This window comes from Streptomyces sp. NPDC048295 (genome assembly GCF_040652135.1).
Classification (GTDB): domain Bacteria; phylum Actinomycetota; class Actinomycetes; order Streptomycetales; family Streptomycetaceae; genus Streptomyces.
Map to the genome: position 1 here is coordinate 22541 of NZ_JBEZLL010000012.1, position 12379 is coordinate 34919.

A 12379-nucleotide genomic window follows, 5' to 3' on the forward strand; every position below is an offset into this window, starting at 1 on the left:
CCCGGGTCGCGCCCCGTCGGGACCCGCCACCGCGCGGCGGGCCGGTTCCCGTGACCCGGCCCGCCGCTCCGGCCGGGCCAAGCAGAGAGGAAGCCCTGATGAACTGCACCTCGTGCCGGCACGAACTGCCCGCCGCCGCACGGTTCTGCCCGTCCTGCGGCACCCCGTGCCCGTCCCCCGTCGCCGCGGCGCCGGAGGACGAACGCAAGCTGGTCACCGCGGTCTTCTGCGATCTGGTGGGCTCCACGGCGCTGTCCGGACTGCTGGACCCGGAGACCCTGCGCACCGTGACACTGCGCTACTTCGCCGTGATGAGCGAGCGGATCGAGGCGCACGGCGGCACCCCGGAGAAGTTCATCGGTGATGCCGTGATGGCGGTGTTCGGGGTGCCGGTGATGCGTGAGGACGACGCGCGGCGGGCGCTCGCCGCGGCGCTCGGCATGCGCGAGGCGCTGGCGGAGCTGAACACCGAGCTCGAAACCACCCTGGGCATCCGGCTCGACATCCGCATCGGTGTCAACACCGGCCAGGTGGTGGCGAGTTCCGACGCCAGCACCCGGCAGGCACTGATCTCTGGCGAGACGGTGAACGTGGCGGCCCGGCTGGAGCAGAACGCGGCGGCCGGCGAGATCCTGATCGGCCCGCAGACCCTGGAGGCCGCAGGCCCGACGGTGGTCGTGCAGGAGACGGGTCCGCTGCGGCTCAAGGGCAAGACCGACAGCGTGCACGCGTACCGGCTGATCGCGCTCGGCGCCGACGACCCGGAGCTGCTGCGCCGTTTCGACGTACCGTTCATCGGCCGCGCCACGGAACTGGCGGCGCTGGACGAGGCGCTGGAGCGCACCGTGCGCGGGGCCGGCCCGGGGCTGGTCCGCCTCGTCGGTGACGCGGGTACCGGCAAGACCCGGCTGGCGCGCGAGTGGCTGACCGGACTGGGCGGACCCGGGCGGCCGGCCGTCGGCACCGGGCGCTGCCGCAGCTACGGAGACCACGGCACCCTGGCGCCGCTGGCCGACGCGGTACGGGAGGTGCTCGGCTCGCCCGTCGCCCGGGAGGCACTGGACGGGGCGTCAGGCCGGGACGGGGCATCCGTGGCGGACGCGCGGGCGCTGCTGCGCGGCGGTCTGCTGCACGACGGCACGCCCAACGCCCCGTTCGAGGACATGTGCGCCGCGCTGATCACCGTGCTGTCCCGGACCGCGGGGCGGCGGCCGGTCCTGCTGGTCCTCGACGACTGGCACTGGGCCGAGCCGCTGCTGGTGCGGGCGGTGAACCGGCTGGCCGGGCCGCTGGGCCGGGCGGGCGGACTCATCGTGTGTCCGGGCCGCCCGGACGGGCCCCCGGACGCCGCCCCGGACGCGGGTGGGGCGCGGATCCTGCCGCTCACCGGACTGCCGCGCGAGGAGGCCGCCCTGCTGGCCCGCGAACTGACCAGGACTGGCACGGGAACCGCCCCGGAATGCACCGCCCCGTCCGCCCCCGACGCGTACGACCGTGATCTGTACGACCGGGCCGAGGGCAACCCGCTCTACCTGGAGCAGCTCCTCGTCCCCGCGGGCCCGGCGCCGGGGGGTGCGCAGCCCGTGCGGGGCGCGGCTCTGCCGCCGACCCTCCAGGCGTTGCTCGGTGCCCGGATCGGCGCGCTGGAGCGGGCCGAACGCACCACCCTGGACCTGGCCGCGGTCGTCGGCCGGGACTTCACCGCCCGGGAGCTCGTCCGGCTGACCCGGGCGGCACGCGAGACGGAGGGCGCGGCCCGGACCGCCCCGGCCGCCCGCACCGGCGCGTCCGCACCGGACGACGACCGCGGCCGGGTCGCCCGCGCGCTGGCCCGGCTGTGCGGGCGCCGGCTGGTCGAGACCGCGCCCGGCGGCGAACCGGGCGCCGGACGGCACCGGTTCAGCAGCGGTCTGGTCCAGGAGGTGGCGTACGCCTCCCTGTCGAAACGGGCCAAGGCCGAGCGGCACGCCTGGGCCTCCGAGCTGCCCAGTGTGACGGCGGCGGGCGAGGCGGCGGTGGGCGGACACCTGGAACGGGCGTACCGGTACCGCACCGAGCTCGGCCTGGCCGACGACCGGGCCGCCGCGCTGCGGGTCCGGGCCGCCGCCGCGCTCGGCGCGGCCGGTGCGCAGGCCCTGGCCCGTTCCGATCTGCACTGGGCCCAGGGCCTGTTGGAGCGCGCCGCGGATCTGCACCCGGCCGGTGATCCGGCCGCGGCGCCGGTGTTGCGGCGGCTCGGCGAGGTGCGTCTCGCGCTCGGCCGTTCCGAGGAGGGCGAGCGGCTGCTGCGGCAGGTGCTGGTCATCGGGACGGCACCGGTGGAGGCCGCGCACGCCCGGCTCGCGCTGGCGGTGCTGGACCCGGCCTCGGCGAGCGTGTCGGCCACGGCCCGGTCGGTGCTGCCGCTCTTCGAGTCCGCCGGGGACTGGGTCGGGCAGGCGCGGGCCCGGCTGCGGCTCGCGCAGCGCCTGCAGCTGGCGGGCCGGCACGAGGAGGCCGACCGCGACCTGACCCTGGCCCTGGACCACGCGGTGCGGGCCGAGGCCGAGCCGGAACGGGCGGCGGCGCTCGGGGCGATCGGGATCTCGCTGTGGCGCGGCCCGGAGCCGGTGCCGGTCGCGGTGACCCGCTGCCGTGACCTGCTCGCCGCGCACGGCGCCGGCCGCCCCGCCGTACGGACCACGCTGAACTGTCCGCTGGCCGTGCTCCACGCGCTGCACGGCCGGGCGGACCGGGCCGGGGAGTGCCTGGCCGAGGCGGAACGGCTGGCCGAGGAGCTGGGGTACGCGGAGGCGGCGGTCTTCCTGCCGGTGTTCCGGGCGACGGTCGAGGCGCTGCTGGGGCGCACCGGACCGGCCCTGGAGCTGCTCGTCGGGGCGGACCGTGCGGCGGAGCGCGGCGGGGCCCGGTCCATGCGCCCGGCCATCGCGCTGGAGGCGGCGCGGCTGCTGCTCGACGACGGCCGGCCGGACGGTGCCGGCCGGTGGCTCGACGGGGTCGACGCGTCGCGCTCGCTGCCGCACGCGGACCGGGTGGACCTGGCGGGGCTGCGGGCCCGGCTGGCGGCGGGGGCCGGGGACGCGGAGGCGGCCCTGCGCCACGCGGACCGTGCCGTACGCGACTCCCTGCTGACCGACTCCCCGCTGGTGCGGGCCACCGCGGCACTGGACCGGGCGCGGACGCTGGCGCTGCTGGGCGACGCGGCGGGCGCGGCGGCGGCGGCGCGGGAGGCCCGGGAGGGGTTCGCGGAGAAGGGACATCTGCCGGGCGAGCGGTGGGCCGCGCGGCTCGCCGCGGGAGCGGCGGCGGCCACGACGGAGATGAGCTGAGGGATGACGACCACGGACACGGCACCAGGGCCGGGACTGACCTGGAGTCTGCGCGGACGCGGACCCGACGACGTGACGGTCCTCGCGGACCCGGGCCCCGGGCACCGCGCCGGGGCGGTACCGGGCACCGGGCGGGGCGTGCGGGTCTGCGTGGTGGACTCGGGCGTCGAGCGCGACCATCCGGGCGTCGGCCCGGTCGCGGGGTCATGGGTGGTGGTCAAGGACCCGGAGACGGGCGGGACCGAGGTGCGGCCGACCGGCACCGGGGACTCCTGCGGACACGGCACCGCCTGCGCGGGCATCATCCGGCGGACCGCCCCGGAGTGCGAACTGCACAGCGTGCGGGTGCTGGGCGAGCGGTTCTCCGGCACCGGGGACGTGCTGCTGGCCGGGCTGCGCTGGGCGGTGGAGCAGGGGTTCGACGTGGTGAACCTGTCGTTGTCCACCACCCGCGCACGGTTCGCCGAGGAGCTGCACGCGCTGGCCGACCACGCCTACTTCAACCGCACGGTAGTCGTCGCCTCGGCGCACAACTCCCCGGTGGAGAGCTACCCGTGGCGGTTCGCCTCGGTGATCTCCGTGGGCAGCCACCAGGAGGAGGACCCGGACCTGCACCTCTACAACCCCGACCCGCCGGTGGAGTTCTTCGCCCCCGGCCAGAACGTGACGGTGCCCTGGCTGGGCGGCACCTCGATCCGTACCACCGGGAACAGCTTCGCGACCCCGTACATCAGCGGGCTGTGCGCGCGACTGCTCTCGGCCCATCCCAGGATGACGGCCTTCCAGCTCAAGAACGCCCTCTATCTCTCCGCGGCCAACGTGCGGTTCGGTCCGCGGCTTCCCACCCCGGCAGGAGAGGTCTGTGATGACTCCGAGAACTGAATCAGTGTCCGCCGCGGGCACGGTGCCGTCGGCGGACCCGCACCGGCGCGAGCTCCTCCAGTCCGTCGTCGACGTGGCCCGCGCGATCTTCGGCGCGGCGGCCAGCTCGGTCTTCCTGCTGGACGAGGAGACGGACGAGCTGGTCTTCCAGGCGGTCTCCGGCCGGGGCGAGGAGTTCCTGGTGGGCCGTCGGTTCCCGGCCGGCCGCGGGATCGCGGGCTGGGTGGCGACGTCCGGTGAGCCGATGGTGGTGGACGACCTCAGCACGGACACCTCGTTCGACCGTGCGCTCGCCGAGTCCACCGAGTTCGTGCCCAGTGCCCTGATGGCGGCCCCGCTGATCAGCGACGGCCGGGTGCTCGGTGTGCTGGAGGTGCTCGACCCCTCGCCCCGCGCCCGCACGGACATCCGGGAACTGGACCTGCTCGCCATGTTCGCCCGGCAGGCCGCCGCGGCCCTGCGGATGGCGGCGCACGCCCAGGCCCGCGCGGGTGGTCCGGAGCCGGGCGGGCGGCTGGGGCCCCGGCAGCGGGCGGACGCGCTGAGGCTGCTGGATAGTCTGGAGCAGCTGCTCCGGGAGCCCTGCTGAGGCCGGGCCGGCAGGGCGGCCGGACGACGACGGAAGGACCACGCACGTGAAGCTCGCTTTCTCGACCCTCGGAGTCCCCGGGATGCCGGTCGCCGATGTCGTCCGGCTCGCCGCCGGACACGGCTATCAGGGGGTGGAGCTGCGCGCCCACCCCGAGGAGCCGGTGCACCCGGGCCTGACCCCGGCCGAACGGGCCGCCGTCGTCGAGGAGTTCGGGAAGGGCGGCATCGAGATCCTGACCGTCGCCGGGTATGTCCGGGCCGCCGCCGAGGGCGAGGACGCGCCCGTGCTGGAGGAGCTGGCCGGGCTGGTGGACCTGGCGCACGACCTGGGCGCGCAGAACGTCCGGGTCTTCCCGGGCGGCGGCGGCCAGGACCCCGCCGTGGCCGACGCGAACGCCGCCCGGCGGCTGGCCGCCGCCGCCGAGCACGCCGCCGACCGGGACGTTCGCATCCTGCTGGAAACCCACGACTCGCACCGGGCCGGCGTCGATGTGGCCCGCGTCGTCGGGACGGTCGGGCACGGGCGGATCGGCGCGCTGTGGGACGTCATGCACACCTGGCTGGCGGGCGAGGAGCCGGCCGCCAGCCATGCGGTGCTGGCCCCGCACCTGGGCTACGTACAGGTGAAGGACATCGCGTCGGCGGAGGACACCGAGCCGTTGGCGCTGGGGGCCGGGGTGCTGCCGCTGGCGGCCTGCCTGGACACGCTGGACCCGGACAGCTGGGTCTGCTGGGAGTACGAGAAGCGCTGGCACCCGGGGGCGCCGGAGCTGCCGGGGCTGCTGGACGCCGGGCGGGAGTACCTGCTGCGGGTGGGCGCGCCCAAGCAGTAGGCGGCACGCGGCCGGTTCAGGCGGCCCGTGCCGGCTCCGGCGTCTCCGGTGCCGGGATGCGCGGCCGGCGCGCCCCCGCCAGGGACGTCAGCGCCACTCCCCCGACCAGCAGGGCCGCCGCGCACCACCGCAGCGGGCTCACCGACTCGCCCAGCAGCAGCGCGGCCGAGGACATCCCGAAGACCGGGACGAGCAGGGTGAACGGGGCCACCGAGGAGGCCGGGTGGTGGCGCAGCAGGAAGCCCCAGGCTCCGAAGCCGAAGACGGTGGTGATCCAGGCGACGTAGACGATGATCCCGGCGCCGCTCCAGTCCAGCGCGGCCAGCGCCTCCTTGTCGCGGTCCCAGCCCTCGAAGAGGAGGGAGAGGCCGAGCAGCGGGAGGACGGGCACGGTCGAGACCCACACCATGAAGTTGAGCGAGTCGGGCGGGGCGGCCTTGCGGGTCAGTACGTTGGACACGCCCCAGCAGGCCGCCGCCGCGATCACCAGGACGAAGGCGAGCACGGGGCCGCCCGCGCCCTCGTCGGCCGCCGCGACCCCGATGCCCGCGAGGGCCACCCCCATCCCCAGCACCCGTGTCCTTCCCGGGCGTTCGCCGAGGGCGACGGCGGCGAAGAGGGCCGTGAAGACCGCCTGGACCTGGAGCACGAGGGACGAGAGGCCTGCGGGCATGCCGCGGTCCATGCCGATGAAGAGCAGGCCGAACTTCGCCACTCCGAGGACCAGCCCGACGCCCACGATCCACTTCCACGCGACCTTGGGCCGGCCGACGAGGAACACCGCGGGCAGTGCCGCGACCAGGAAGCGCAGGGCGGAGAAGAGCAGCGGCGGGAAGTGCCCGAGGCCGACCTCGATGACGACGAAGTTGACACCCCAGACGGCGGCCACCAGGGCGGCCAGGGCGATGTGGAGGGGACGCATGGAGCGAGGATCACCCGCGCCGACCATGTAGCACCAGCGCGGATTCCTTCATGGTGGAATTGAGCGTCGCTAACGAATCACCCATGAATGGCACAGGAGGTCCGGTGCTCGATCTGGCCCGGCTGCGCGCCCTGCACGCCGTCTCCGTCCACGGTTCCGTCGCGGGGGCCGCCGCCGCACTCGGCTACACCCCCTCGGCGGTCTCGCAGCAGATCACCAAGCTGGAGCGGGAGACCCGTACGACGCTGCTCGAACGGCGCGGGCGCGGGGTCGCGCTGACCGAGGAGGCGCTCCATCTGGCGTCGACGGCCCAGCAGTTGCTGGCGATCGTGGAGCGTGCCGAGACCTCGCTGGAGGAGCGCAGGGGGCTGCCGACCGGGCGGCTGTCGATCGGCGCGTTCGCCTCCGCGGCGCGCGGGCTGCTGCCCGGGGTGCTGGCGGAGCTGGACCGGGACCACCCGGCCCTGGACGTCCGGATGACCGAGGTCGATCCCCACCTCTCGGTCGATCTGGTGGCCAAGGGCGTGATCGACCTGGCGGTCGCGCACGACTGGGACATCGCGCCGCTGCCCGCCCCCGAGGGCGTGGCGCAGGCGGTGATCGGTGACGACCACTGCGATCTGCTGGTGCCCGAGGGGCACCGCCTGGCCGGGCGGGAGTCGGTGCGGCGCGAGGAGCTGGCGGGCGAGCGGTGGATCTGCCAGCCGCCGGGCACGGTCTGCCACGACTGGCTCGTACGGACGCTGCGGGCGGCGGGCTACGAGCCGGACATCCGGCACCAGGCGGAGGAGAACCACACCCAGCTGGCGCTGCTGGCCGCCGGCCTCGGGGTCGCGATGATCCCGCGCCTGGGCCGGGGGCAGCTGCCGGCGGGAGTGGTGGCGGTGCCGCTCGATCCCGTACCGGTGCGGCGGCTGTACGCCTTGTGGCGCACGGAGGCGGCCCGGCGGCCCGCGATCACGGCGGCGGTCTCCGCGCTGCGGGCGCACGGCGCCGCGGTGGGGCTGGGGCAGGACTGAGGCGGGTCGGGACGGGCGCCGGGACGGCCTCTGCCGCGCCGGACGTGCTCAAAACGGTCCGGACTCTTGACCGGAAGTTATTTTCTGGATATCCGTGCTCCTTGGAAGTTTCTTTCACCACCCCTCTTCCCCGAGTACGGCCGAAGGAGCTCACGTGCACCACCGCACCTCCAGACGCACCCTCCTCACCGCCACCGCCGCGACGGCAGTCGCCGCCGTCACGGGCGCGGGCCTCGCGCCCGGCGCGGTCGCCGCCCAGCGGTCCGCGAGCAGCGGACACAGCGGCGGACAGCAGAATTCAGCCGCCTCCACCAAACGCCTCAAGCGGATCATCTCCGGGATGACCCTGGAGGAGAAGGTCGGGCAGCTCTTCGTGATGCGGGTGTACGGGCACTCCGCCACCGCCCCCGACCAGGCCGACATCGACGCCAACCTGGCCGAGATCGGGGTCCGCACGGCCGCCGAGATGATCGCCAAGTACCACGTCGGCGGGATCATCTACTTCGCGTGGGCGCACAACACCCGCGACCCGCACCAGATCGCCGACCTCTCCAACGGCATCCAGCGCGCCGGCCTCGCCGGTCCCACCCCGCTGCCGCTCCTCGTCTCCACCGACCAGGAGCACGGCATCGTCTGCCGGGTCGGCGAGCCCGCCACCCTGATGCCGGGCGCGATGGCGCTGGGCGCGGGCGGTTCGCGTTCCGACGCCCGCCGGGCCGGACAGATCGCGGGCGCCGAACTGGCCGCGATCGGCATCAACCAGAACTACGCCCCGGACGCCGACGTGAACGTCAACCCGGCCAACCCGGTGATCGGCGTACGTTCCTTCGGTTCCGACCCGCAGTCCGTGGCCGGCATGGTCGCCGCGCAGGTGAAGGGGTACCAGAGCAGCAACATCGCCTCGACGGCCAAGCACTTCCCGGGCCACGGCGACACCAGCACCGACAGCCACACCGGTCTGCCCGTCATCAACCACACCCGGGAACAGTGGGCCGAGCTGGACGAGCCGCCGTTCCGGGCCGCGATCGCCGCGGGCATCGACTCGATCATGACCGCGCACATCGTGGTTCCCGCGCTGGATCCCGCCGGGGACCCGGCGACGCTGTCCCACCCGATCCTCACCGGCATCCTGCGCGAGGAGCTCGGCTACGACGGTGTCGTGGTGACCGACTCGCTCGGCATGGAAGGGGTGCGGACGAAGTACGGCGACGACCGCGTGCCGGTCCTCGCCCTCAAGGCCGGCGTCGACCAGCTGCTCAACCCGCCGAGCCTGGACGTCTCCTGGAACGCCGTCCTGGAGGCCGTGAAGAGCGGTGAGATCAGCGAGGCCCGGATTGATGAATCGATCCTGCGCATCCTGCGGCTGAAGACGAAGCTCGGGTTGTTCGACAAGCCGTTCGTCAGCCACTCGGGGGTGGACCGCACCGTCGGCACCCGGGCCCATCTCGCCGCCGCCGACCGGATCGCCGAGCGCACCACCACGCTGCTCGCCAACGACGGCGCGGTGCTGCCGCTCTCCCGCCGCTCCCACCGGAACCTGCTCGTGGTCGGCGCCGATCCCGCCTCCCCGTCCGGCACCACCGGACCGCCGACCACCACGCTGGCCACCGCCTTCGCCGAACTGGGGTACGCGGCGACCGCGCTGTCCACCGGCACCGCCCCCGCCAGGGCGAAGATCGACGAGGCGGTGGCGGCCGCGCAGGGCAAGGACGCGGTGGTCGTGGCGACGTACAACGTCTCGGCGACCAGCTCGCAGCGCACCCTGGTGAGCGCGCTGGCGGCCACCGGCATCCCGGTGGTCACGGTGGCGATCCGCAACCCGTACGACATCGCCCAGCTGGCCGGGACCGGGTTCGCGGCGAACCTGGCCACGTACTCCTGGACCGATGTCGAACTGCGGGCCGCCGCGCGGGTGATCGCGGGCCGCGCCGAGCCGCGGGGCACCCTGCCGGTGCCGGTGCAGCGCGCGGACGATCCGGCCCGGGTGCTGCACCCGGTCGGCTACGGGCTGACGTACTAGACAGCGGAGCACGAAGGGGCTGGGCGCCCGGCGCCCAGCCCCTCCCCCGGTGTACGGAACGGTTACGGGCGCAGTCCGCGCTCGTTCCTCACGTCCCGCTCGTCGAGCCGTGCGTCGAACTTCGCGAGCGGCTTCGCCTTCGCCGGGTCGTCCCGCACGGCGGCCGGGGCGACACCCGCCCAGCGCAGGATCGCCGCGGTGGCCTTCGCCTTGTTCTCCTCGGCGAGCCCGGCCACGCTCGCACCGTGGTTGCCGCCGGGCACGGTCATCACGTAGCTGTCGCGGGACCCCGCGCCGGGCCGGAAGCGCTCCGCGCCCCACGGGTCGTTCTGCCCGTACACGTACAGCATCCGATCGGCGTGGCGCCTCACCCATGTGTCGACGTCGCGCATCACCGACGGCTGGAACTTCATCGGGATGGACCGCGGCACGAAGGTGCGCGGCGGCTGGTACCCGTACCGGCTGAGTCCGCCGAGCCACGGCTGCCGGATGTTCGGTGAACCGAGCTGGGTGCCCGCCTGGTAGTAGTACGGGGTGTACCGCTCCAGGCCCTGGTCGGTGTAGGTGGAGAAGCCGGAGACCGAGTCGACGGAGTCCCAGATCGCCTGGTCGGTGGCGGAGGCGGCGTCGGCCGGGATCGTGTCGCAGTCGGAGACCAGGCTGTACTGCCAGAACGCCCAGACGTAGTCCATGACGACGGCCTCGTACGCCTTGTCGAGCGAGCCGGTGGTGTCGAAGGTGTAGCCGCCGTCGGCGGCGTACTCCCGGTACTTCTGCTCCAGCGGCTCACGGCGGACCAGTGCCTCGCGCTGGACGGCGTTCACCCGGTCACGGCACTCCTTGGTGCCCACGTTCTCGAAGAACCGGTCGTAGGCCGAATCCTCCTTGTCGACCACGTCGTTGGGAGCGACGTACGCGACGACTCCGTCCATGTCCTGGGGGTAGTAGCGCTCGTAGTAGGTGGCCGTCATGCCGCCCTTGGAGACGCCGGTGGTCAGCCAGTTCCCGGTGTAGATCCGCTTCAGCGCGGTGAAGACGCGGTGCTGGTCGCTCGCGGCCTGCCGGATGTCGAGCTTGGACCAGTCGGCGGGCGCGGGGCGGGAGGGGGTGAAGTAGCGGTACTCCAGGGAGACCTGGTTGCCGTCGATGATCCGGGTCGGCTCGGCGCGGCCGGGGTTCGTGGAGACGTTGTATCCGCTGGTGGAGAAGACCGTCGGGCGGGACGTGTCCTTGTGCAGCAGGGTGATGCGCTGCTGGAAGGTGCCCTTGGACGGGTGCCGGTGGTCGACCGGCTGGGTGTAGTTGAGGACGAAGAAGCGGTAGCCCGCGTAGGGCTTCTCCTCGATGAGACTCATCCCGGGAATGGCCAGGATGCGGTCCTTGATGTCCGTGCTCACGCCGCTCTCCGCGGCCGTGCTCCGGTACGCGGCCGGGTCCGCGGCGGTGGCCGCCCCGGCCGAGGCGCCCGTCGCACCCACTGTGCCGATGAGCACCGCGAGCGACAGGAACCCTCTGAACGCCTTGCGCATACGCCCTCCCCAGGAGTCACAACAGTCGTCGTGAACCTAGCGGGACGACACCTGTGCCGCCAGACCCGGCCGGCCCGGCGCAGCCGCGTGCACGGGCCCGTGGGTCAGCAGAGGATCCAGCCCGTGGAGCCCGACTTCCCCGAGATGCTGGCCGAGGCCCTGACGCACCGGTTGAGCGCGTGGACCGTCACCGGACCGGCCTGCTTGGTGTATTTGCCGCTGTCGACGACGGGACCGCCGCCGCGCGCCTGGATCGTCACGGACATCGGCCGGCGCTGACCCGGCTTCTTGGCGACCGCTACGGCGCAGGCGTAGGAACGGCTCTTGTAGACGCGCAGCTCGCCGGTCTTGAACGGAACCGTCTTCGCGGGGCGCCCGGCGCAGACCGTCGCGGCGTCGGCGTGGCCGGCCGCGGGGCCGCCGAGCACCAGGCCGAGGGCGGCCACCAGCGGCAGGACGACCGAGCACATCAGCATCCGGCGGCCGCTTCCGCTTCCCCCTCCGTGACCCCCCTCATCGGCCGATTCGACCTTTCCGGACTTTTCCGTCCCTCTGCTCACCAGCAACCCCATCACCAGTCGAACACTTACACCCTCGCTCGGCGCATACGCATACATGCGTACGACGCAGGAGGCCATCCGGAGGTTGCATTCGGCGTGCTCCGCACCCGGCGCAACCGAATCGCCACAGCATGACTCCCACTGGACAGAGCCACACGAAAGGCAGGAACTGTCATGCCCCGACTCCGCACTGCACAGGACCCCCGCGGCCGACGCCTCATCGGCCGGACGCTGCTCGCCTCCGCTCTCCTCACCGCCGTCGCCGCGGTCCCCGCGGTCGCGGCGGCCCCGCAGGCACCGCGGACCCCGGCGGCCTCGGCGTCGGCGCGCGAGGACCTCGGCTCCTCCGCCCACCAGCAGGTCGCCCACTTCTACGGCGCCTACATCGACGCCGTCTCCGCCGAGGACGGCGGCCGGCTCGCCACCGCCCTGAAGACCTTCTATCTGACCCCTCGTCTGCGCTCCGAGCTGAACACCTGGGAGCGGCGCAACCACGCGGACGGGGTGCTCCGTGCCCAGAACACCCCGATCGCCTTCCGGGTCACCCCGGACGACAGCGCCGCCGGCCACACCTGGTCGACGGTGCGGCTCACCTGGAGCGGCGGCAAGCACCCCACGTACTCGTACCTGACCGTGCGTTCGGACCTGCGGACCGGGAAGATCTCCGGCATCGGCCGGTGACCCGGCGGGCGGG

Annotated in this window: 10 protein-coding genes; 7 read left to right on the forward strand and 3 right to left on the reverse strand. The window is 73.9% G+C overall.

What is annotated here, in order from left to right:
- The first annotated feature begins 98 nt into the window (after positions 1 to 98).
- Genes AB0D53_RS19180 through AB0D53_RS19195 form a run of 4 tightly spaced genes read left to right on the forward strand, consistent with a single transcriptional unit; the run spans position 99 to position 5635 of the window.
- On the forward strand, positions 99 to 3329 hold the full coding sequence (locus AB0D53_RS19180; RefSeq protein ID WP_362447741.1) for an adenylate/guanylate cyclase domain-containing protein: 3231 nt from the start codon (positions 99 to 101) through the stop codon (positions 3327 to 3329).
- A 3-nt stretch (positions 3330 to 3332) separates the two neighbouring features.
- A complete protein-coding gene (locus AB0D53_RS19185; RefSeq protein WP_362447744.1) occupies positions 3333 to 4211 on the forward strand; it encodes a S8 family serine peptidase in 879 nt (292 codons plus the stop codon).
- Positions 4195 to 4800 (forward strand): GAF domain-containing protein, encoded by a 606-nt coding sequence (locus AB0D53_RS19190; protein ID WP_362447747.1) that lies wholly within the window; start codon positions 4195 to 4197, stop codon positions 4798 to 4800. Before AB0D53_RS19185 ends, AB0D53_RS19190 begins: the two co-directional genes overlap by 17 nt.
- A 46-nt stretch (positions 4801 to 4846) precedes the next feature.
- Positions 4847 to 5635, forward strand: coding sequence for a sugar phosphate isomerase/epimerase family protein (locus AB0D53_RS19195; protein ID WP_362447750.1), 789 nt, complete (start codon positions 4847 to 4849; stop codon positions 5633 to 5635).
- Between the two features lie 16 nt (positions 5636 to 5651).
- On the opposite strand, the gene AB0D53_RS19200 is transcribed toward AB0D53_RS19195, so the two are convergent.
- On the reverse strand, positions 5652 to 6557 hold the full coding sequence (locus tag AB0D53_RS19200) for an EamA family transporter (RefSeq protein WP_362447753.1): 906 nt from the start codon (positions 6555 to 6557) through the stop codon (positions 5652 to 5654).
- Positions 6558 to 6661: 104 nt separating this feature from the next.
- On the opposite strand from AB0D53_RS19200, the gene AB0D53_RS19205 reads away from it, so the two are divergent.
- Both AB0D53_RS19205 and AB0D53_RS19210 read left to right on the forward strand, forming a co-directional pair.
- Positions 6662 to 7576, forward strand: coding sequence for a LysR family transcriptional regulator (locus AB0D53_RS19205; RefSeq protein WP_362448239.1), 915 nt, complete (start codon positions 6662 to 6664; stop codon positions 7574 to 7576).
- A gap of 154 nt (positions 7577 to 7730) precedes the next feature.
- Positions 7731 to 9596 (forward strand): glycoside hydrolase family 3 protein, encoded by a 1866-nt coding sequence (locus AB0D53_RS19210; protein ID WP_362447756.1) that lies wholly within the window; start codon positions 7731 to 7733, stop codon positions 9594 to 9596.
- A gap of 62 nt (positions 9597 to 9658) precedes the next feature.
- On the opposite strand, the gene AB0D53_RS19215 is transcribed toward AB0D53_RS19210, so the two are convergent.
- Positions 9659 to 11125, reverse strand: a complete 1467-nt coding sequence (locus AB0D53_RS19215; RefSeq protein ID WP_362447759.1) for a S28 family serine protease — start codon at positions 11123 to 11125, stop codon at positions 9659 to 9661.
- A 104-nt stretch (positions 11126 to 11229) separates the two neighbouring features.
- Positions 11230 to 11601, reverse strand: coding sequence for a hypothetical protein (locus AB0D53_RS19220; protein ID WP_362447763.1), 372 nt, complete (start codon positions 11599 to 11601; stop codon positions 11230 to 11232).
- 258 nt (positions 11602 to 11859) lie between these two features.
- Here AB0D53_RS19220 and AB0D53_RS19225 point away from each other — a divergent pair, with 258 nt between their 5' ends.
- Positions 11860 to 12366, forward strand: a complete 507-nt coding sequence (locus tag AB0D53_RS19225) for a hypothetical protein (protein ID WP_362447766.1) — start codon at positions 11860 to 11862, stop codon at positions 12364 to 12366.
- Positions 12367 to 12379: the final 13 nt, after the last annotated feature.

What these genes read in the sequence shown, in the direction of transcription:
- AB0D53_RS19180 (WP_362447741.1), top strand. Translation starts at nt 99, where the DNA reads ATGAACTGCACCTCGTGCCGGCACGAACTGCCCGCCGCCGCACGGTTC.
- AB0D53_RS19185 (WP_362447744.1), top strand. Translation starts at nt 3,333, where the DNA reads ATGACGACCACGGACACGGCACCAGGGCCGGGACTGACCTGGAGTCTG.
- AB0D53_RS19190 (WP_362447747.1), top strand. Translation starts at nt 4,195, where the DNA reads ATGACTCCGAGAACTGAATCAGTGTCCGCCGCGGGCACGGTGCCGTCG.
- AB0D53_RS19200 (WP_362447753.1), bottom strand. Translation starts at nt 6,557, where the DNA reads ATGCGTCCCCTCCACATCGCCCTGGCCGCCCTGGTGGCCGCCGTCTGG.
- AB0D53_RS19215 (WP_362447759.1), bottom strand. Translation starts at nt 11,125, where the DNA reads ATGCGCAAGGCGTTCAGAGGGTTCCTGTCGCTCGCGGTGCTCATCGGC.
- AB0D53_RS19220 (WP_362447763.1), bottom strand. Translation starts at nt 11,601, where the DNA reads ATGCTGATGTGCTCGGTCGTCCTGCCGCTGGTGGCCGCCCTCGGCCTG.
- AB0D53_RS19225 (WP_362447766.1), top strand. Translation starts at nt 11,860, where the DNA reads ATGCCCCGACTCCGCACTGCACAGGACCCCCGCGGCCGACGCCTCATC.